The organism is Burkholderia sp. YIM B11467 (assembly GCF_052952715.1).
Genome location: NZ_JBQVSQ010000008.1, coordinates 302,619 through 320,972, shown reverse-complemented (window position 1 = coordinate 320,972; position 18,354 = coordinate 302,619). Strand labels below are relative to the sequence as shown.

Genomic DNA, 18,354 nt, shown 5'->3' with positions numbered 1-18,354 from the left:
GGCCTCACCTCATTCGTCGTATTTTTCGTTTTACTCAGTCGATGTCGAACAGCAGACAGCACCAAGGCCACTTCGCGCGCAAGCGCTTCGGGCAGAACTTCCTCGTCGATCACGGCGTGATCGATTCGATCGTCTCGACGATCGGTCCCGCGCGCGGCCAGCGCATGGTCGAGATCGGCCCCGGGCTCGGCGCGCTGACCGGGCCGCTGATCGAGCGTCTCGCGACGCCCGAGGCGCCGCTGCATGCGGTCGAGCTCGACCGCGACCTGATCGGGCGCCTGCAACAGCGCTTCGGCGCGTTGCTCGAGCTGCATGCGGGCGACGCGCTCGCGTTCGACTTCCGGTCGCTCGCGGTGCCCGGCGACAAGCCGTCGCTGCGGATCGTCGGCAATCTGCCGTACAACATTTCCAGCCCGTTGCTGTTTCACCTGATGACGTTCGCCGATGCGGTCATCGACCAGCATTTCATGCTGCAGAACGAAGTCGTCGAACGGATGGTCGCGGAGCCGGGCACGAAGGCGTTTTCGCGGCTGTCGGTGATGCTGCAGTACCGCTACGTGATGGAAAAGATGCTCGACGTGCCGCCGGAATCGTTCCAGCCGCCGCCGAAGGTCGATTCGGCGATCGTCCGGATGATTCCGTACGAGCCGCACGAACTGCCGGACGTCGATCCCGTGCTGCTCGGCGAAATCGTCACCGCCGCGTTTTCGCAGCGCCGCAAGATGCTGCGCAATACGCTCGGCGACTACCGCGAGACGATCGATTTCGATGCGCTCGGCTTCGATCTCGCGCGCCGTGCGGAGGACGTGAGCGTGGCCGAATACGTCGGCGTCGCGCAGGCGCTCGCGGCGCTGCGCAAGGCCGGGTAACGCACGCCGCTCGAGCGGAGCGGAGGGTTCGACGAGGCTGCCCGACGGGGCAGCCTTTTTTATTGCATGCGTGCCTTTCGCACGTCGGGGCGGGCCGCCGCCCGTCGTCACGCCCGCCTGCGCGGCGGCGCGTTGACGAGCGCGATGCCGGTCAGCACGAGCGCGGCCGCGGACATGAAGCGCCAGCCGACCGATTCGCCGAGCAGCAGCACGCCGAATGCGACGCCGAACAGCGGCGACAGGAACGTGAACACGGACAGCCGCGACGCGCTGTAGCGCGTCAGCAGCCAGAACCACGACAGGTAGCTGACGAACGCGACGATCACCGACTGGTACGCGAGGCTTGCCACCGCGACCGGCGTGACGTGCGCGAACGATACCTGGCCGAACAGCGCGGCGAGCGCGACCAGCACGACGGCGGATACCGCGAGCTGGTAGAACAGCGTCTTGCTCGCGCTTGCCCGCGCGAGCGCCGTCGAGCGCACGACGACCGTCGTCGCGGCCCACATCGCACCGCCGAGAATGCCGAGCGCGTCGCCGGCCAGCCCCGCCAGCACGGATGCGCCGGGGGCGCGCGGCTTCAGGAAGCCGTCCGCGAACGCGAGCGCGATGCCGGCGAACGCGAGGCCGACACCGACCCACTGCGTGCGCTGCAGCCGTTCGCCCGGCGCGAACAGGTGCAGCCCGAGCGCGGTGAAGCACGGTGCCGTGTACAGGAAGATCGCCATGTGCGACGCGCTCGTCAGCGTCAGCCCGAAGAACACGCAGACGAATTCACCGGCGAACAGCGTACCGGCCGCGAGGCCCGCGCGGAACGTGCCGTCCGCCTGGAACAGCGGCGTGCCGCGCGCGCGGGTCCAGCCCCACAGCAGCATCGCGGCGATCACCGAGCGCAGCCCGGCCTGGAACATCGGCGCGATCGCGGCGTTGGTGCTCTTGATCGCGACCTGCTGGAAGCCCCAGATCGCGCACAGCAGCAACATCAGGCCGACGGCGCGCGTGTCGAGCGCGCGGCGCACGGGGGCGCCGGCGAGCGCGGTCATCGGCGCGCCTCGCCGGTCCGGCACGACGCCAGCGAGGTCGGGTGGGCGGCGCGTCCGGCGCGCTCGAAGGGGCGATTTCGCACGGCAGTGTGACTGAATGGGAAGGTGGTCGCGTTCGGGGCGTGGGCTGTATGCCCGCTTTTGGTGCGAAGTGGAGGGATGTTACCCGATCGGCGGCGGAGCAGGGGGGAGCCAGGTTGGGCTGTTCGTCGCTGCGGCGATCGCGCTCGCGGATATCGAACCGCTGCGCCGTATCGGTCACTGCCGGCCGGGCGTCCCCGGCGAAGTTCACCCGTCTCTGGTAGAGTTTCCGGTTCTGGAAAGGCCCCCACAGGAGTACAAGACATGCGTTTGCTGCATACGATGCTGCGAGTCGGCGATCTCGACCGCTCGATCAAGTTCTACACCGAATTGCTCGGCATGAAGCTGCTGCGTCGCGAGGATTATCCGGAAGGCAAGTTCACGCTCGCGTTCGTCGGCTACGAAGACGAAAGCACGGGCACCGTGATCGAGCTGACCCACAACTGGGACACGCCGTCCTACGATCTCGGCAACGGCTTCGGCCACCTGGCGGTGGCGGTGGAGGATGCCTACGCGGCGTGCGAGAAGATCAAGGCGCAAGGCGGCAAGGTCACGCGCGAAGCGGGCCCGATGAAGCACGGCACGACCGTGATCGCGTTCGTCGAGGATCCGGACGGCTACAAGATCGAGTTCATCCAGAAGAAGGCGCACTGAGCGCCGGATGAACGCACGGCGGCGCGCGATGCGCGCGGCGGTGGCGTCAACGGGCGGTGCGGGGTGACCCGCATCGCCCGTTCGCGTTTACGGCAAGGCCGGCGGGCGTTACAGCGACGGCAGCAGCTCGGGCGGATGATGCTTGAGCGTGTGCCGTGCCTCGCGGAACTCGGGGAAGATCGATTCGACGGTCTGCCAGAAGGCCGGGCTGTGGTTCATCTCGCGCAGGTGCGACAGCTCGTGCGCGACGACGTAGTCGATGATCGACATCGGGAAATGGATGAGCCGCCAGTTCAGGCGGATCTTGCCGTCGCTCGAGCAACTGCCCCAGCGCGTCGCGGCGGACGACAGCGCGTACATCGAATACGTGACGCCGAGCATTTCCGCATAGACCGCGAGGCGTTCGCCGAAGATCCGCTTGGCCTCGCCCTGCAGCCAGCCCTGCACGCGATCCTTGATCTGCTGCATGTCGGCCTGCACGGGCAGCGGCAGCGAGAGCCGCAGCGCTTCGGCATCGAACGCGACGGTGCCCGCGCCGAGCGCGATCGTGACCGTCTTGCCGAGATACGGAAGCTGCGCGCCGTCGCGCCAGTCGATCTGCGGCAGCGCGCGCTGCTCGGTGCGCGTCTTCCACTCGGCGAGCTTCGCGAAGATCCAGCGCTGTTTCTCGGAGATTGCGGCCTCGATGTCGGCGAGCGTGACCCAGCGCGGTGCGGTGATCGACAGCCCGCTGCCGTCGATCGTGAAGCCGATCGTGCGGCGCGCCGAGCGCTTCAGGCGGTATTCGAGCACGCGGCTGTCGAGGGCGAACGTGCGCACGCGCGAGCGGTCGGGTGCCGGGCCCGGATCGAGAGGCGCTGCGGGCGCCGCTTCGGGCGGCGCCGGCGGTTTGGCGGGCGCCGACGGTGCGGCGGCCGGCCCGTCGAAGAGCGGCAGATCCATCTGGCGATGATCGAGGGCCACGACGGCTGGCCGTGGCCGCGGACGCTGTTTCATCAGTTCGCTTCTTGTTGTCGTATGCAACGGCTGCAATCCGGGGGATTCAGACGCGCGCGGCATCGCGCGTGCCTGCATTGCCCGCCTGGCGATAGGAGTCGGGATCGATGCGGCGCATTTCCGCTTCGATCCATGCTTCGACCTGCGAGTTCAATGCATCGGGCGTCAGCCCCTCGACGGGGATCGGCTTGCCGATCGACACGGTGACGACGCCCGGGAATTTCGTGAACGAGTTGCGCGGCCACACCCGTCCTGCATTGTGCGCGATCGGCACGACGGGCGCGCCGGTTTCGATTGCGAAGCGTGCGCCGCCCGTCTTGTACTTGCCCTGCTTGCCGACCGGCGTGCGCGTGCCTTCGGGGAACATGATCATCCACGCGCCTTCCGACAGGCGCTTCCTGCCCTGGCGGATCACCGAGGTGAACGCGTGCTTGCCTTCCTTGCGGTTGATGTTGACCATGTGCAGCAGCCCGAGCGCCCAGCCAAAGAACGGCACGTACAGCAACTCGCGCTTGAACACGTAGCAGAGCGGCTTCGGCATCAGCGCCGGAAACGCGAGGGTTTCCCACGCGGACTGATGCTTAGACAGCAGCACGGCCGGGCCGTCGGGCAGGTTGTCCATCCCTTCGATCCGGTAGTGGATGCCGTTCAGCCAGCGCACGACCCACAGCGTCGACTTGCACCAGCCGGCCGCCATCCAGTAGCGCGCGTCGGGGCGCATGAACGGGAACGCGATGAAGCACGCGGTGGCGTACGGCACCGTGTACACGATGAAGTAAATCAGCAGCAGCAGGGAGCGGACGAAGCGCATCGGCGTGGGTCTGGCGTTAGGGAGGATGCGCGCGGCGGCTGCATCACTCGTGTTCGTGTGAAAGGAAATCGAGCGCGAACGCGCGCAGGTCGTCGTGGACCTTCGTGCCGGGCGGCAAATTGCCCGCGGCAAGCGTTTTCTTGCCCTTGCCGGTCAGCACCAGGTGCGGCTGGAAGCCGACCGCGACGCCGGCCTGCAGATCGCGCAGCGAATCGCCGACGACCGGCGTGTGATCGGGATCGATCTCGAAGCGTTCGGTGATCATCTGCATCATGCCGGGATTCGGCTTGCGGCAGTCGCAGTGATCCTCGGCCGTGTGCGGGCAGAAGAACACCGCGTCGATGCGCGCGCCGACCGCGGCCGCCGCGCGATGCATCTTCAGGTGCATCTCGTTGAGCGCGGCCATGTCGAACAGCCCGCGACCGATGCCGGACTGGTTGGTCGCGACCACCACGCGATAGCCTGCGTGGTTGAGCCGGGCGATCGCCTCGAGGCTGCCGGGCAGCGCGATCCATTCGTCGGGCGTCTTGATGAACGCATCCGAATCGACGTTGATCACGCCGTCCCGGTCGAGGACGACGAGCTTTCGGTTGGGGCTGGTCGGCATCGTGCGGCCCTTATGCGGCGAGCTTCGAGATGTCGGCGACGCAGTTCATCTGCTGGTGCAGCGCGGACAGCAGTGCGAGACGGTTCGCTCGCAGCGCGGGATCCTCCGCGTTGACCATCACGTCGTTGAAGAACGTGTCGACCGGCACGCGCAGCGCGGCGAGCGCCGACAGCGCGCCCGTGTACGCACGCGCCTCGAGTTGCGACTGCACGTGCGGCGTCACGGCCGTGAGCTGTTCGTGCAGCGCCTTCTCGGCGGGCTCGACGAGCAGCGCCGGCTGCACCGCGCCGTTCGCGCCGCCTTCCGACTTCTTCAGGATGTTCGAGATCCGCTTGTTCGCGGCCGCGAGCGCTTCGGCTTCCGCGAGGCGCGTGAATTCGCGCACCGCGTCGAGGCGCGCGACGAGATCGTCGACGCGCGTCGGGTTCAGGCTCAGCACCGCGTCGACTTCACCGGCCGAATAACCGCGCTCGCGCAGCAGGCCGCGCAGGCGATCCATGAAGAACGCGAAGATGGCGTCGGTCGATTCGGCCACGCCCGGCACGCCTTCGAAGCGCGCATGGGTCGTGCGCAGCAGCGACACGAGATCGAGCGGCAGCTGCTTCTCGAGCAGCAGGCGCAGCACGCCGAGCGCGTGACGGCGCAGCGCGAACGGATCCTTCTCGCCGGTCGGCGCGAGGCCGATGCCCCAGATGCCGACGATCGTCTCGAGCTTGTCGGCGAGCGCGACGGCGGTCGACACGGGCGTGGTCGGCAGCGCGTCGCCGGAGAAGCGCGGCTGGTAATGCTCGGCGCATGCGAGGGCGACGTCGTCGGCTTCGCCGTCGTGGCGCGCGTAGTACGTGCCCATCGTGCCCTGCAGTTCCGGGAACTCGCCGACCATGTCGGTCAGCAGGTCGGCCTTCGCCAGGCGCGCGGCACGCTGCGCGTGCGCGGCGTCGGCGCCGATCGCGGGCGCGATCTCGCCGGCCAGCGCCTCGAGGCGCTCGACGCGCGCGAGTGCCGAACCGAGCTTGTTGTGATACACGACGTTCGCGAGCTGCGGCACGCGGTCGGCGAGCGGCTTCTTCTTGTCCTGCTCGAAGAAGAACTTCGCATCGGCGAGGCGCGGGCGCACGACGCGCTCGTTGCCTTCGATGATCTCGCCCGGCGTCTTGGTCGCGATGTTCGACACGATCAGGAAGCGCGAGCGCAGCTTGCCTTCGACGTCGGTCAGCGCGAAATACTTCTGGTTCGTCTGCATCGTGAGGATCAGGCATTCCTGCGGAACCTGCAGGAATTCGTCCTCGAAGCGGCACGGGTAGACGACCGGCCATTCGACCAGCGACGTCACTTCGTCGAGCAGCGATTCGGGCATCACGACCGTATCGCCGTTCGCGTGTTCGTTCAGCTGCGTGCGGATCGTTTCGCGGCGGTCGACGAAGTGCGCGATCACGCGGCCCTTGTCGCGCAGCGTGTCGGCATAGGTGCTCGCGTGCTGGATCGCGACGAGGCCGTCGGACAGGAAGCGATGGCCGAGCGTCGTGTCGCCGGCGTCGATGCCGAACGCGGTGACGGGCACGACGCGATCGTCATGCAGCACCGTCAGGCGATGCACGGGGCGCACGAACTTCACGTCGGAGCCGTCCGGGCGCTGGTAGGTCATGAACTTCGGGATCGGCAGCTTCGCGAGCGTTTCGTCGAGCGCGGCCTGCAGGCCGTCGGCGAGCGTCGCGCCGGCTGCCGAATAGTTGACGAAGAACGCTTCGGCCTTGCCGTCCTGCGCGCGCTCGAGATCGGCGATCGACAGGTTCGGATGGCCGAGCGCCGCGAGCTTCTTCGCGAGCGGGGCGGTCGGCTTGCCTTCCGCGTCGAGCGCGACCGATACGGGCAGGACCTTTTCGCGGACCTGCTTGTCCGGCGCGACGGCGCGCACGTTCTGCACGACGACGGCGAGGCGGCGCGGCGTGGCGTAGCGTTCGAAGACGAGTTCGCCTTCGATGAGGTCGCGCGCCGCGAGGCGTTGCGCGAGACCTTCGGCGAATGCATCGCCGAGGCGCGCGAGGGCCTTCGGCGGCAGCTCTTCGGTCAGCAGTTCGACGAGCAGGGGGGCGGGATGATTGTGCGTCATGTTTGGAATAAATCTCGTCTCGTCAGTCCTGATCGATCTTGCGTTCGACCTTGAGCGGCGGCGCCCATGCCGGTTGCGCGGCTTCCTGGGCATCGGTGGTGAGGCCCGGCACGCCCGGCGGGTTGCCGAGCATCGGGAAGCCGAGCTTCTCGCGCGAGTCGTAATAAGCCTGTGCGACGAGACGCGACAGCGCGCGGATGCGGCCGATGTACGCCGCGCGCTCGGTCACCGAGATCGCGCCACGCGCATCGAGCAGGTTGAACGTGTGGCCGGCCTTCAGCACGAGTTCGTACGCGGGCAGCGCGAGCTGCGCGTCGATCATCCGCTTCGCTTCGGCTTCGTAGCTGTTGAAGAACGTGAACAGCAGGTCGACGTTCGCGTGCTCGAAGTTGTAGGTCGACTGCTCGACCTCGTTCTGGTGGTAGACGTCGCCATACGACAGGCGGCGCAGCTCGGGGCCGTTCGGGCCTTGCTCTTCCCACTCGGTCCACACGAGGTCGTATACGTTCTCGACCTTCTGCAGGTACATCGCGAGGCGCTCGAGGCCGTACGTGATTTCGCCGAGCACGGGCTTGCATTCGAGGCCGCCGACTTCCTGGAAATACGTGAACTGCGTGACTTCCATCCCGTTGAGCCACACTTCCCAGCCGAGGCCCCACGCGCCGAGCGTCGGGTTTTCCCAGTCGTCCTCGACGAAGCGCACGTCGTTCTGCTTCAGGTCGAAGCCGAGCGCTTCGAGCGAGCCGAGGTACAGGTCGAGGATGTTCTCCGGCGCCGGCTTGAGCACGACCTGGTACTGGTAGTAGTGCTGCAGGCGGTTCGGGTTCTCGCCGTAGCGGCCGTCCTTCGGGCGGCGCGACGGCTGCACGTAGGCGGCGCGCCACGGCTCGGGGCCGACCGCGCGCAGGAACGTGTGGACGTGCGACGTGCCCGCGCCGACTTCCATGTCGATGGGCTGGAGCAGAGCGCAACCCTGCTTGTCCCAGTAGGACTGCAGCGTCAGGATGATTTGCTGAAACGTAAGCATGAAGAGCCTTCGTGGCGCTGGCGCTCCGTTGCGGGCGGCGCTCCGGGTGGGCCCGGAGGGTCGGCTCGCGCGGCGGCGCGGCTTGTTAGTGTGCTGAAACGCGTAATTTTACCGGATCGGCGGCCGGATGCGGCCGGAACGCGGCAGAAGGCACCGTTGCGCGTGTTCGGGCCGCACGTTCCGCGCCGCTTCGCGCGGGCGTTAAGATGCGCGTATTGCGGCGCGCGACGCGTGCCGCGCCACCGCTTGCCGATCCCGATTGCATGGACGACTCGACCGACATCCTCATTCCGCTGCTTCCGCCATTCCTCGCGCTGCTCGGGCAGGCCGCCGATGCGCAGGCGCGCGGCGAGCGCGCCGCGCACGATCTGTGGCTCGCCGCCGCCGCCCATCTGCATGCGGTAGACGCCGATGCGCTCGCGCAGCTCACGGTGGCGCTCGTCGCGCGGCAGCGCGTGGCCGACGCGCTCGCGCTCGCCGAATGCGCGGCGCGCGTGCGGCCAGGCGCGGCCGCGCACTTCAATCACGGCTACGCGCTGCAGATGGCCGGCCGTCACGCGGACGCCATCGCACCGTACCGCGCCGCGCTGGCGGTCGATGCCGGCTGGCCGTCGCTGCGCAACAACCTCGCGATCGCGCTGCGGCTGTCGGGCGGTGACCGCGCGGAGGAGATCGCGCTGCTCGATGCGGCCGTGATTGCCGATCCGCGCGACGTGCAGGCGTGGATCAACCTCGTCGTCGCGCGGATCGCGACGCACGACCTGGACGGCGCGCTCGCGTGCGCCGCGCGGCTCGCGGACCTCGCGCCCGACAACGGACTCGCGATGAACAACGTCGCGATGGCGATGAAGGAGGCGCAGCGCTGGGACGAGGCCGAGCGTTACGCGGCGCGCGCGTGCGAACTGGCGCCCGACGATGCGTCGTTCCGTTTCAACCTCGCGATCATCCAGCTCGTGCGCGGCAATTACGCGGCCGGCTGGCGCGGCCACGAGGCGCGCTGGGACGGCGCGGGCGAGCTGCGCGGCCGCCGGCCGGTGCTGCCGGGCCCGCGCTGGCAGGGCGAGCCGCTCGGGGGTAAGACGCTGCTCGTGTGGGGCGAACAGGGGCTCGGCGACGTGCTGCAGTTCAGCCGCTTCGTCGCGCCGCTCGCCGAGCGCGTGCATCGCGAGGGCGGCCGGCTCGTGTGGAATACGTTCCCGCAGGTGGGCACGCTGATGCAGCGCAGCCTTGGCGCGCATGCGGACGCGTTCGGCGCGGGCGGCGGCGTCGACGTGCTGCCCGCATTCGATTACGAAGTGCCGCTGATCGGCCTGCCGCTGATGCTCGGCATGGAGAACGAGACGCTCGGATCGTCGGTGCCGTACCTGCGGGCCGATCCGCATGCGCGCGATGCGTGGCGCGCGCGGCTCGCGGGCGACGGCCGGCTGAAGGTCGGGCTCGTGTGGACGGGCAGTGCGGGCCACCAGCGCAATCCGTTCCGGCGCGTCGGGCTCGAGCGTTATGCCGATGCGTTCCGCGGGATCGACGGCGTCGCGTTTCATTCGCTGCAGCCGGGCGCGCATGCGGATGTCGCGGCGGCGCGCGCGGCCGGCTTCGCGATCGAGGACTGGACGGCGGAACTGACGAGCTTCGACGATACGGCCGCATTCATCGGTGCGCTGGATCTGGTGATTACCGTGTGCACGTCGGTCGCGCACCTGTCGGGCGCGCTCGGCGCGCGCACCTGGGTGCTGCTCGACGTGAATCCGCACTGGCCGTGGCTGCTCGAGCGCAACGACAGCCCGTGGTATCCGACCGCGACGCTGTACCGGCAACGGACGTTCGGCGCGTGGGAACCGGTGATGGGCGACGTGACGCGGGATTTGCGGTGTCTCGCGGACAACAGGCCCGCGGATTGACAGGTGTAGTGCGTTGGCCAGCGGACCAGGATCGCAAACGCGTCGGCGTTCATTGATCGGCGTCGATGGTTTTCGATTTGCGCCGGTGGAAATGCATCAGGGCGAACATCAGGAGACCCATGAATAGCCCTAATCCTGCAGACAGCAGAGCGACGAACGTCCAGCTTCGCTGCGGCGCATCGGAGGGCGTGGCCAATGGCAGGCCGATGGCGGAAATGAGTGTGAACGAGAGAAAGGTGAGCAAGAACGCACGCATCGGTTTCGTGCGTTGTTGCTGAAAACGGGCTTCCATCGCGCCGGCGACGAAGCTGACCAGGAGCTCGAGCATGTGGTTTTTCAGGGGCTTTCATCGCGTCGCGCGCGGCGACGCGATGAAAGCAATCACCCGCCTGTATTACCAGCCTTTATATCCGGAATACTGGCCGAGGCCCAAATTGGTACCCGCCATGCCGGGACGCCATGCGAGATTTGCGGCAAGTCCGCCGCCGGATGCAACCATAAGCGCACCGCCCGTTGCACCGACCGCGGCACCTGTGCCGGCGGCCCAGGCTGCGCCTTGCCATGTCATCGGCTTACTGGAGAAAAATTGGCCGCCGGCATACATGGCCAATCCTCCGAGCGCACCAGGAATCATTCCGACCGGGCCTAATCCTCCCGACACGTTACGAATTTCGTTTTCCGACAGAACTTGCATCGTCATTTGCTTACCCTCGAATCGAGTTGGGTGGGTATCGCGTCCGATACGCACCCGGGAGAAGGCGCCTGATTGCTTTGCTGTCGGAAACCTTACTGTCGTCGGCGGTGCGGTGCAATGACTTGATCAAATCGAGATGGATTCGTCATCGATCGATTTTCTCGTTATTCCTTGTCATGTGTGGTGGGGGACACGTCCGGGGCCGGACATCGCATGCTGGCGTCCGTGGACCTAGTTCGACCGCCGGCGCAGCCCGGGCCCGAACGTGAAGCCGAACGCGAGCAGCACGAACGACACCGCGAGCACGATGTTGTTGCCGCTCGTCACGTAGGGCGTGAAGCCGCTCGTACCCTCGATCCGCACGTCGAGCGAGCCGATCGTGAACGGCTTCAGCTGACCGAGCACACGGCCGTGCGCGTCGATCGCGGCCGTCATCCCCGTGTTGGTCGAGCGCAGCATCGGCCGGCCCGTCTCGAGCGAACGCATTCGCGCGATCTGCAGGTGCTGGTCGAGCGCGATCGTGTCGCCGAACCACGCGAGGTTCGTCACGTTGACGAGCACGCCCGGCGGCTGCGGATTGTCGCGGATCGTCGCGGCGATTTCCTCGCCGAACAAGTCCTCATAGCAGATGTCGGCCATCACGGGCTGGTTGTGCACCAGGAACGGCTTCTGCACGGGCGCACCACGCGCGAAATCGCCGAGCGGCATCTTCATCAGGTTGACGAACCACCGGAAGCCCCACGGAATGAATTCGCCGAAGGGCACGAGGTGGTGCTTGTCGTAGTGATAGATGTCGCGCGAGTTCGGCGTCACGCCGTACAGGCTGTTCGTATAGTCGACGTAACGACCGTCCTCGGTCACCGATGCACCGACCGCGCCGAACAGCACGGCCGAGCCCGTCGTGTCGCTGAACTTGCGGATCGCGACGGCGAACGGCTCGGGCAGCTCCTGGATCATCACCGCGATCGCGGTCTCGGGCGTGACGATCAGGTCGGCCGGCTTCTCGATGATCATCTGCTGGTACATCTTGATCGCCGCGTCGATGCCCGCTTCCTCGAACTTGATGTCCTGCTTCACGTTGCCCTGCAGCAGCCGCACGGTGAGCGGCGCGTTCGCGGGCACGGTCCACGTGACCTGCGACAGCCCGAGGCCGGCCGCGACGAGCGCGACGGCGATGCCGGCCGGCGCGGCGATGCGCACGCGCACGTTGCCGCCGGCGCCGCTTTCATGCGCGTCCGACGGGCGCGCGGCGGCGAGCGCCTGCACGACCAGCGCGGCGAACAGCGCGAGCACCCAGGCGATCCCGTACACGCCGACGATCGGCGCGAAGCCCGCGAACGGGCCGTCGACCTGCGGGTAGCCGCTCGCGAGCCACGGAAAGCCGGTGAACAGCGTGCCGCGCAGCCATTCGCTGAACGCCCACGCGCTCGCGAACGCGAATGCGCCGTGCCAGGTCGGCGAGAACGGCCGCGGGTCGGGTTCGCGGCGATGCCACGCATGGCCCGCGCAGAACGACCACAGCCCGGCCGAGAACGCCGGGTACAGCGACAGGTACAGCGAGAACAGCACGAGCGCGCCGCCCGCGAGCGGCGCGGCCATCTCGCCGTACACGTGCATGCTGATGTAGAGCCACCAGATGCCGCTGATGAAGTTGCCGAAGCCGAACGCGCCGCCCGTCAGCGCGGCGCCGCGCCAGCTCGACGTGCGCGTCAGTTGCGCGAAAAACCAGACGAATACGACGAGTTGCAGCCAGCCGCCGTGCGGCGTCGGTGCGAAGCTGAGCGTATTGGCCGCGCCGGCGAGCAGCGCGGCCGGGTAGTGCCAGCGCGGCAGCGCGCGGCCGGGCGCCGGCGCGAGAAGGCCGCCAGCCGGGCGGGACGGGATCGGATCGTCCATGTGAAGCGGAAGTGGGCGAGCGGTTGAAGGAAACGCGGCTGGCGCGGGACGCTCAGTCCTCGTGCGAGGTTTCGGCGCGACGGCTGGTGAGCGGGTTGCGACGCACCAGCAGCACATGGACCTGGCGCGCATCGCCGCGCTGGATCTCGAACACGAGGTTGCCGAGCTGCAGTTTCTCGCCGCGGTGCGGCACGCGTCCGAAATGATGGGTGATCAGGCCGCCGATCGTATCGACCTCGTCGTCGGGGAAATCGGTGCCGAACACGTCGTTGAACTGTTCGATCTCGGTGAGCGCGCGCACGCGGTAGCGGCCGTCCGGCCCCGAGATGATGTTGCCGGCTTCCTCGTCGAAGTCGTATTCGTCCTCGATGTCGCCGACGATCTGTTCGAGCACGTCCTCGATCGTGATCAGCCCCGCGACGCCGCCGTATTCGTCGACGACGATCGCCAGGTGGTTGCGGTTCACGCGGAAGTCGTGCAGCAGTACGTTCAGGCGCTTCGATTCCGGAATGAACACGGCCGGGCGCAGCATCCCGCGCACGTCGAACTCGTCTTCGGCGTAGAAGCGCAGCAGATCCTTCGCGAGCAGCACGCCGATGACGTTGTCGCGGTTCTCCTCGTACACGGGGTAGCGCGAGTGCGCCTTCTCGAGGACGAACGGGATGAAATCCTCGGGCTTGTCCGCGATGTTGATCGCGTCCATCTGAGCGCGCGGCACCATGATGTCGCGGGCGCACAGATCGGATACCTGGAACACGCCTTCGATCATCGACAGCGAGTCGGCGTCGATCAGGTTACGTTCGTGGGCGTCCTGGAGGATTTCCAGCAGCTCGCCGCGGGATTCGGGCTCGGGCGAGATGAAGTCGGTCAGGCGCTCGAGCAATGAGCGCTTTTCTTGCGGTTTGTCGGTTGGCTTACGACTGGGATACGAATCGTTCATGGTGGTGCGCCCGGGTCATGCCGGGGCGCGCTGTCACGGAGTAGGCAAGGATACACCAAGGGCACGACGCGACCGTGTCACACCGGCCGCACGGCCAGGGTGGGCAGCTCGCGCGGGCCCCGCTCGCGGACGGCCGCGCCGGGCGCGACATCGTCCTTGTGCCCATCCTATCTCAGAAAAGGCCGGCGGCGCAGCAGCGGCAAAAAACGGGTGCGGGAAGAGCGGGCCGGTATGACGCGCAAGGGCGCCCGGCCGGCCGGGCGGCGCCGGCGGCATTCTGCCGCATGCGATCGCGTTCGGCGTGCGGCTCAGAACCGCATGCCGGCCGAGCAGCCGCCGGCGGCTCCGCCGTTGCTCGCGGCGCCGCCGCAGCCGAATATTCCGCAGCCGGACAGCGCGACGCTCGCGGCGACGAGCAGCGCGGCGATCTTGCAGCGCGACCAAGGTGACGGTTTCATCGCCAGGGGCCTCGTTCGAATCAGCGGGGAGTGCGGCATCGGGTGGCGGCAAGCCGGGCGGCGCGAGGCGTCACCGGCATCGCGCGAGCAGCCCTTCCAGCGCGCGATCGGGGATGCCGCTCGCGCGCAGCGCGTCGACCGTGCGACTCACGTAGTCGAGCGTCGTGCCGTAGCGGCCGGCCGCGCAACTGAAGACCTCCTTTACGACAGGATCCGACAGCTTGCCCGTATAGGTCGGTACGTCGCGGCGCATCACGAATGCGAGCGCGTTCACGCGTTCGCCGTTCTCGAGCGAGCACGGCAGCCACGCGGGCCGATACGACCCCATCGGCATCTCGCGCTTCCACAGCGTCTCGAGGTGCGGCTGCGCGGTCGGGCCCGCGAGCCGGAACGCAATGCCCGAGCACGAGCCGCCGCGATCGAGCGCAAGCACGAGGCCCGGGCGTTCGGGCGTGCCGCGGTTCACGCGCGACCACAGGTACAGCCCGCGATGGTAGCCGTGCACCTTGCCGCGCACGGCGGCAATGGTCGGCAAGCCCGGGTTCCAGATCAGCGAGCCATAACCAAACAGCCAGAGGTCCTGCCGGCCGTCCCAGTCGCGCATCGTGTGCGCGAGCGATGTCGCGAGCTCGTCTTCCGTCAGCAGCCGCCCGTCGCCGATCGACGGCGGGTAGGCGGGCGGGAGCATCGCGGCGTTGCGCATCGGGCGACTGACTTACTGATACGGATTCGGGAAGCCCAGCTTCGCGAGGATGTCGACTTCGAGCGCTTCCATCTCGGCCGCGTCCTCGTCGCTCGTCTCGTGGTCGTAGCCCTGCGCGTGCAGCGCGCCGTGCACCAGCAGGTGCGCGTAGTGGGCCGCGAGCGGCTTGCCCTGGTCGTGCGCTTCCTTCTCGACGACCGGGCAGCACAGCACGAGGTCGCCGATCACGGTGCCGTCGGGCGCCGCGTCGTATGCGAAGGTCAGCACGTTGGTCGGGTAGTCCTTGTGGCGGTAGCCGTCGTTCAACGTGCGGCCTTCCACTTCGCCGACGAAGCGCACGGTGAGCTGCGCGCTGGCGAACAGCGCCGGCTCGATCCATTCGGCGATCAGCTTGCGCTTGGGCAGCGTCTTGCGCACGTCGCTCGTGATCTCGTCGCCATACTGCACGGACAGGTCGAGTTCCAGCTCGAGCAGCTCGTCGTCGGTTTCGTCTTCGCGCGGCGCGGGCTCGGCACCCACGTGCAGCGTCACGCTGTCGTAGTGTTCGGGCTGCAGCGCGAGCTTCGCGCGCATCGCCGGATCGTTGTGCTGAGCGACGATCGCGACGGCCGCGTCGCCCGAGCTGCCCGACAGGTCGAACATCAGGCTGCGACCGTCCGGGAAGTCGATCCGCAGCCCTTGCGCGTTGACGGTCCGGGCCTTGCCCTTCGCATCGAACAGCGAAAGACGGGGAGATTCGGGCGCGGCGGACTGGGCGCGCCCGGACTTGCGAGAACGGGAGGATTTCATGACGCGTGCGGCGATTGGGACGCGTTGAGGATACACCAAACGGCCGATCGCACCCGAATTCGCGCGGGCGAAAAAAAGCCCGGCGCGCCGTCTGGCGGGCCGGGCCGGGGTGCCGGGGCAGCGCGCGGGCGCCGCCGGCCGGTCAGCCGTCCTGGTGCTGCGCGTGGAATTCGTCGTACGCCTCGACGATGCGCGCGACGAGCGGATGGCGCACGACGTCCGCGCTCGTGAAGCGCGTGAGCGCGATGCCGCGCACGCCGCTGAGTACCTGCTGCGCCTCGACGAGCCCGCTCTTGTGGCCGCGCGGCAGGTCGACCTGGCTCGTGTCGCCGGTCACGACCGCCTTCGAGCCGAAGCCGATCCGCGTGAGGAACATCTTCATCTGCTCGGGCGTGGTGTTCTGCGCCTCGTCGAGGATGATGAACGCGTGGTTCAGCGTGCGGCCGCGCATGTACGCGAGCGGCGCGATCTCGATCATCTGGCGCTCGAACATCTTCGCCGTCTTGTCGAAGCCGAGCAGGTCGTACAGCGCGTCGTACAGCGGCCGCAGGTACGGGTCGACCTTCTGCGCGAGGTCGCCCGGCAGGAAGCCGAGCCGTTCGCCGGCCTCGACGGCCGGGCGCGTCAGCACGATCCGCTTGACCTGGTCGCGCTCGAGCGCGTCGACCGCGCAAGCGACCGCGAGGTAGGTCTTGCCGGTGCCGGCCGGCCCGATGCCGAGCGTCACGTCGTGCGACAGGATCTGCTTCAGGTATTCGCGCTGCGCGGGCGTGCGGCCGCGCAGGTCGGCGCGTCGCGTGTAGAGCTTCGGCCCCTGCTCTTCGAGCGCCTCGTCGTCGAGCTGCACGACCGGCTCGTCGAACGGATGATCGGGGTCGCCGCGGAAGCGCACGTCGAGCGTGGTCTCGCGGCCGTTGCCGGCGGTGTGGCGCACTTCGACCAGCGCGAGCTGGATGTCGTCGACCGACAGCGGATCGCGCGCGCGGTTGTAGAAGTTGTCGAGCGCCGCGAGCGCGAGCTTGGCGCCGCGCCCGCGGATCGTGATCCGGTGGCCGCGTCGCGACAGCGTCACGTCGAGCGCCTGTTCGATCTGCCGCAGGTTTTCGTCGAGCGGGCCGCAGAGATTGGCGAGGCGCGCGTTGTCGTCGCGCGGCGCGATGAATTCCAGGGGTTGGGTGGTCTTCAAAGTGGCGTCGGGCTCCGGTGATGCGTCAGTCAGTGGGTGGCCGCGCTCGCGTCGTCGCTGACGAGCACGAGCTCGCCGCGCAGCGAGTGCGGGTACGCATGGTTGATCTTCACGTCGATCATCTGGCCGATCAGGCGCGGGTGCGACGCGAGCGGCGCCGGGAAATTCACGACCCGGTTGTTCTCGGTACGGCCCGCGAGTTCGTTCGGGTCCTTGCGCGACGGGCCCTCGACGAGGATCCGCTCGACCTTTCCGACCATCGACTGGCTGATGCGCGCGACGTTCTCCTCGATGGTCGCCTGCAGATGTTGCAGGCGTTTGAGCTTCACTTCGCGCGGCGTGTCGTCGTGCAGGTTCGCGGCCGGCGTGCCGGGGCGCGGGCTGTAGATGAACGAGAAGCTCGTGTCGTAGCTCATCTCGTGCACGAGCGCCATCATCTTGTCGAAATCGTCCTCGGTCTCGCCGGGGAAGCCGACGATCATGTCGGTCGACAGCGACAGGTCGGGGCGGATCGCGCGCAGCTTGCGGATCACCGACTTGTATTCGAGCACCGTGTAGCCGCGCTTCATCGCCATCAGGATGCGGTCGGAGCCGTGCTGGACCGGCAGGTGCAGGTGGCTCACGAGCTTCGGCACCTTCGCGTAGGTATCGATCAGGCGCTGCGTGAATTCCTTCGGGTGCGACGTCGTATAGCGGATCCGCTCGATGCCGGGGATGTCGGCGACGTATTCGATCAGCGTCGCGAAATCGGCGATCTCGGACGCACCGGCCGTCAGCGCGCCGCGATAGGCGTTCACGTTCTGGCCGAGCAGCGTGACTTCGCGCACGCCCTGGTCGGCGAGGCCGGCCACTTCGGTCAGCACGTCGTCGAGCGGGCGCGATACCTCGTCGCCGCGCGTGTACGGCACCACGCAGTAGCTGCAGTACTTCGAGCAGCCTTCCATGATCGACACGAACGCGCTCGGCCCCTCGACGCGCGCGGGCGGCAGGTGGTCGAACTTCTCGATCTCGGGGAACGAGATGTCGACCTGCGCGCGGCCGCTCTCGCGGCGCGCGTCGATCATCTGCGGCAGGCGGTGCAGCGTCTGCGGGCCGAACACGAGGTCGACGTACGGCGCGCGCGACACGATCGAGGCGCCTTCCTGGCTCGCGACGCAGCCGCCGACGCCGATCAGCAGGCCGGGCTTCGCTTCCTTCAGCTCGCGCACGCGGCCGAGATCGGAGAACACCTTCTCCTGCGCCTTTTCACGCACCGAGCACGTGTTGAACAGGATGATGTCCGCGTCTTCCGGCGTGTCGGTCTTTTCGAGGCCTTCGGCCGCATTGAGTACGTCCACCATCTTGTCCGAGTCGTACTCGTTCATCTGGCAGCCGAAGGTCTTTACGTAAACTTTCTTGGTCATGGGGGGTCGCCGTTCGCAGTGGTTGACCTGGGGGCGTCGTCAAGGGTGAATCGGGACGGCCGCGCGCGGCACGCAGGCGGCGCGCATCAAGCATGGAAAGCCGTCGGGAAAGCTTTCCATTATAGCTTTTCACGCCGCCCCGGACGGGCGGCCGGTTGCGGGCGCGCGACGCCGAACGTCAGGTTCCGA

Annotated in this window: 18 protein-coding genes; 3 read left to right on the top strand and 15 right to left on the bottom strand. The window is 67.8% G+C overall.

The features are described from left to right. Positions 1-41 precede the first annotated feature (41 nt). Positions 42-869: a 16S rRNA (adenine(1518)-N(6)/adenine(1519)-N(6))-dimethyltransferase RsmA gene (gene rsmA, locus ACTRWB_RS26945; RefSeq protein ID WP_129512928.1), complete on the top strand. Its 828-nt coding sequence runs from the start codon at positions 42-44 to the stop codon at positions 867-869. Between the two features lie 107 nt (positions 870-976). Here rsmA and ACTRWB_RS26940 read toward each other — a convergent pair whose 3' ends face one another. Next, on the bottom strand, positions 977-1,912 hold the full coding sequence (locus ACTRWB_RS26940) for a DMT family transporter (RefSeq protein WP_446903615.1): 936 nt from the start codon (positions 1,910-1,912) through the stop codon (positions 977-979). Between the two features lie 345 nt (positions 1,913-2,257). Here ACTRWB_RS26940 and gloA point away from each other — a divergent pair, with 345 nt between their 5' ends. Then, complete coding sequence (gene gloA / locus ACTRWB_RS26935) at positions 2,258-2,647, top strand: lactoylglutathione lyase (protein WP_031401084.1); 390 nt, start codon at positions 2,258-2,260, stop codon at positions 2,645-2,647. Between the two features lie 108 nt (positions 2,648-2,755). Here gloA and ACTRWB_RS26930 read toward each other — a convergent pair whose 3' ends face one another. From ACTRWB_RS26930 to glyQ, 5 genes are read right to left on the bottom strand one after another with little or no spacing between them, the layout of a single operon-like run. Next, a complete protein-coding gene (locus ACTRWB_RS26930) occupies positions 2,756-3,643 on the bottom strand; it encodes a M48 family metallopeptidase (RefSeq protein WP_446903614.1) in 888 nt (295 codons plus the stop codon). Positions 3,644-3,689: 46 nt separating this feature from the next. Further along, positions 3,690-4,454, bottom strand: a complete 765-nt coding sequence (locus ACTRWB_RS26925) for a lysophospholipid acyltransferase family protein (protein WP_446903613.1) — start codon at positions 4,452-4,454, stop codon at positions 3,690-3,692. Between the two features lie 43 nt (positions 4,455-4,497). Beyond that, positions 4,498-5,061 (bottom strand): D-glycero-beta-D-manno-heptose 1,7-bisphosphate 7-phosphatase, encoded by a 564-nt coding sequence (gene gmhB, locus ACTRWB_RS26920; RefSeq protein WP_129512924.1) that lies wholly within the window; start codon positions 5,059-5,061, stop codon positions 4,498-4,500. A 10-nt stretch (positions 5,062-5,071) separates the two neighbouring features. After that, positions 5,072-7,171, bottom strand: a complete 2,100-nt coding sequence (gene glyS, locus ACTRWB_RS26915; RefSeq protein ID WP_446903612.1) for a glycine--tRNA ligase subunit beta — start codon at positions 7,169-7,171, stop codon at positions 5,072-5,074. A gap of 22 nt (positions 7,172-7,193) precedes the next feature. Further along, positions 7,194-8,198 carry a glycine--tRNA ligase subunit alpha gene (glyQ, locus tag ACTRWB_RS26910; protein WP_080970672.1) on the bottom strand — a complete coding sequence of 335 codons (1,005 nt, stop codon included), beginning with the start codon at positions 8,196-8,198 and terminating at the stop codon, positions 7,194-7,196. Between the two features lie 263 nt (positions 8,199-8,461). Here glyQ and ACTRWB_RS26905 point away from each other — a divergent pair, with 263 nt between their 5' ends. After that, positions 8,462-10,096 (top strand): hypothetical protein, encoded by a 1,635-nt coding sequence (locus ACTRWB_RS26905; RefSeq protein WP_446903611.1) that lies wholly within the window; start codon positions 8,462-8,464, stop codon positions 10,094-10,096. A gap of 49 nt (positions 10,097-10,145) precedes the next feature. Here ACTRWB_RS26905 and ACTRWB_RS26900 read toward each other — a convergent pair whose 3' ends face one another. The 9 genes from ACTRWB_RS26900 to miaB form a co-directional block, all read right to left on the bottom strand. Continuing rightward, complete coding sequence (locus tag ACTRWB_RS26900; protein WP_419685295.1) at positions 10,146-10,424, bottom strand: hypothetical protein; 279 nt, start codon at positions 10,422-10,424, stop codon at positions 10,146-10,148. A 66-nt stretch (positions 10,425-10,490) separates the two neighbouring features. Continuing rightward, positions 10,491-10,790 (bottom strand): class IIb bacteriocin, lactobin A/cerein 7B family, encoded by a 300-nt coding sequence (locus ACTRWB_RS26895; RefSeq protein ID WP_446903610.1) that lies wholly within the window; start codon positions 10,788-10,790, stop codon positions 10,491-10,493. Between the two features lie 231 nt (positions 10,791-11,021). Beyond that, positions 11,022-12,686: an apolipoprotein N-acyltransferase gene (lnt, locus tag ACTRWB_RS26890; RefSeq protein WP_446903609.1), complete on the bottom strand. Its 1,665-nt coding sequence runs from the start codon at positions 12,684-12,686 to the stop codon at positions 11,022-11,024. A 52-nt stretch (positions 12,687-12,738) separates the two neighbouring features. Continuing rightward, on the bottom strand, positions 12,739-13,626 hold the full coding sequence (locus ACTRWB_RS26885; RefSeq protein ID WP_343492393.1) for an HlyC/CorC family transporter: 888 nt from the start codon (positions 13,624-13,626) through the stop codon (positions 12,739-12,741). 308 nt (positions 13,627-13,934) lie between these two features. Continuing rightward, positions 13,935-14,084 (bottom strand): hypothetical protein, encoded by a 150-nt coding sequence (locus ACTRWB_RS26880; RefSeq protein WP_164991970.1) that lies wholly within the window; start codon positions 14,082-14,084, stop codon positions 13,935-13,937. 70 nt (positions 14,085-14,154) lie between these two features. Then, on the bottom strand, positions 14,155-14,787 hold the full coding sequence (locus ACTRWB_RS26875; protein ID WP_419685292.1) for a gamma-glutamylcyclotransferase: 633 nt from the start codon (positions 14,785-14,787) through the stop codon (positions 14,155-14,157). A 12-nt stretch (positions 14,788-14,799) separates the two neighbouring features. After that, positions 14,800-15,576, bottom strand: coding sequence for an rRNA maturation RNase YbeY (gene ybeY / locus ACTRWB_RS26870; RefSeq protein WP_129512918.1), 777 nt, complete (start codon positions 15,574-15,576; stop codon positions 14,800-14,802). Between the two features lie 142 nt (positions 15,577-15,718). Continuing rightward, positions 15,719-16,762, bottom strand: a complete 1,044-nt coding sequence (locus ACTRWB_RS26865; RefSeq protein WP_129512917.1) for a PhoH family protein — start codon at positions 16,760-16,762, stop codon at positions 15,719-15,721. A 29-nt stretch (positions 16,763-16,791) separates the two neighbouring features. Beyond that, a complete protein-coding gene (gene miaB, locus ACTRWB_RS26860; RefSeq protein WP_048242709.1) occupies positions 16,792-18,165 on the bottom strand; it encodes a tRNA (N6-isopentenyl adenosine(37)-C2)-methylthiotransferase MiaB in 1,374 nt (457 codons plus the stop codon). Between the last annotated feature and the right edge of the window lie 189 nt (positions 18,166-18,354).

Bases quoted from the DNA above. Each gene is read 5' to 3' on its own strand.
- rsmA (WP_129512928.1), top strand. From the start codon at position 42: ATGTCGAACAGCAGACAGCACCAAGGCCACTTCGCGCGCAAGCGCTTC.
- ACTRWB_RS26940 (WP_446903615.1), bottom strand. From the start codon at position 1,912: ATGACCGCGCTCGCCGGCGCCCCCGTGCGCCGCGCGCTCGACACGCGC.
- gloA (WP_031401084.1), top strand. From the start codon at position 2,258: ATGCGTTTGCTGCATACGATGCTGCGAGTCGGCGATCTCGACCGCTCG.
- ACTRWB_RS26930 (WP_446903614.1), bottom strand. From the start codon at position 3,643: ATGAAACAGCGTCCGCGGCCACGGCCAGCCGTCGTGGCCCTCGATCAT.
- ACTRWB_RS26925 (WP_446903613.1), bottom strand. From the start codon at position 4,454: ATGCGCTTCGTCCGCTCCCTGCTGCTGCTGATTTACTTCATCGTGTAC.
- gmhB (WP_129512924.1), bottom strand. From the start codon at position 5,061: ATGCCGACCAGCCCCAACCGAAAGCTCGTCGTCCTCGACCGGGACGGC.
- glyS (WP_446903612.1), bottom strand. From the start codon at position 7,171: ATGACGCACAATCATCCCGCCCCCCTGCTCGTCGAACTGCTGACCGAA.
- glyQ (WP_080970672.1), bottom strand. From the start codon at position 8,198: ATGCTTACGTTTCAGCAAATCATCCTGACGCTGCAGTCCTACTGGGAC.
- ACTRWB_RS26905 (WP_446903611.1), top strand. From the start codon at position 8,462: ATGGACGACTCGACCGACATCCTCATTCCGCTGCTTCCGCCATTCCTC.
- ACTRWB_RS26900 (WP_419685295.1), bottom strand. From the start codon at position 10,424: ATGCTCGAGCTCCTGGTCAGCTTCGTCGCCGGCGCGATGGAAGCCCGT.
- ACTRWB_RS26895 (WP_446903610.1), bottom strand. From the start codon at position 10,790: ATGCAAGTTCTGTCGGAAAACGAAATTCGTAACGTGTCGGGAGGATTA.
- lnt (WP_446903609.1), bottom strand. From the start codon at position 12,686: ATGGACGATCCGATCCCGTCCCGCCCGGCTGGCGGCCTTCTCGCGCCG.
- ACTRWB_RS26885 (WP_343492393.1), bottom strand. From the start codon at position 13,626: ATGAACGATTCGTATCCCAGTCGTAAGCCAACCGACAAACCGCAAGAA.
- ACTRWB_RS26880 (WP_164991970.1), bottom strand. From the start codon at position 14,084: ATGAAACCGTCACCTTGGTCGCGCTGCAAGATCGCCGCGCTGCTCGTC.
- ACTRWB_RS26875 (WP_419685292.1), bottom strand. From the start codon at position 14,787: ATGCGCAACGCCGCGATGCTCCCGCCCGCCTACCCGCCGTCGATCGGC.
- ybeY (WP_129512918.1), bottom strand. From the start codon at position 15,576: ATGAAATCCTCCCGTTCTCGCAAGTCCGGGCGCGCCCAGTCCGCCGCG.
- miaB (WP_048242709.1), bottom strand. From the start codon at position 18,165: ATGACCAAGAAAGTTTACGTAAAGACCTTCGGCTGCCAGATGAACGAG.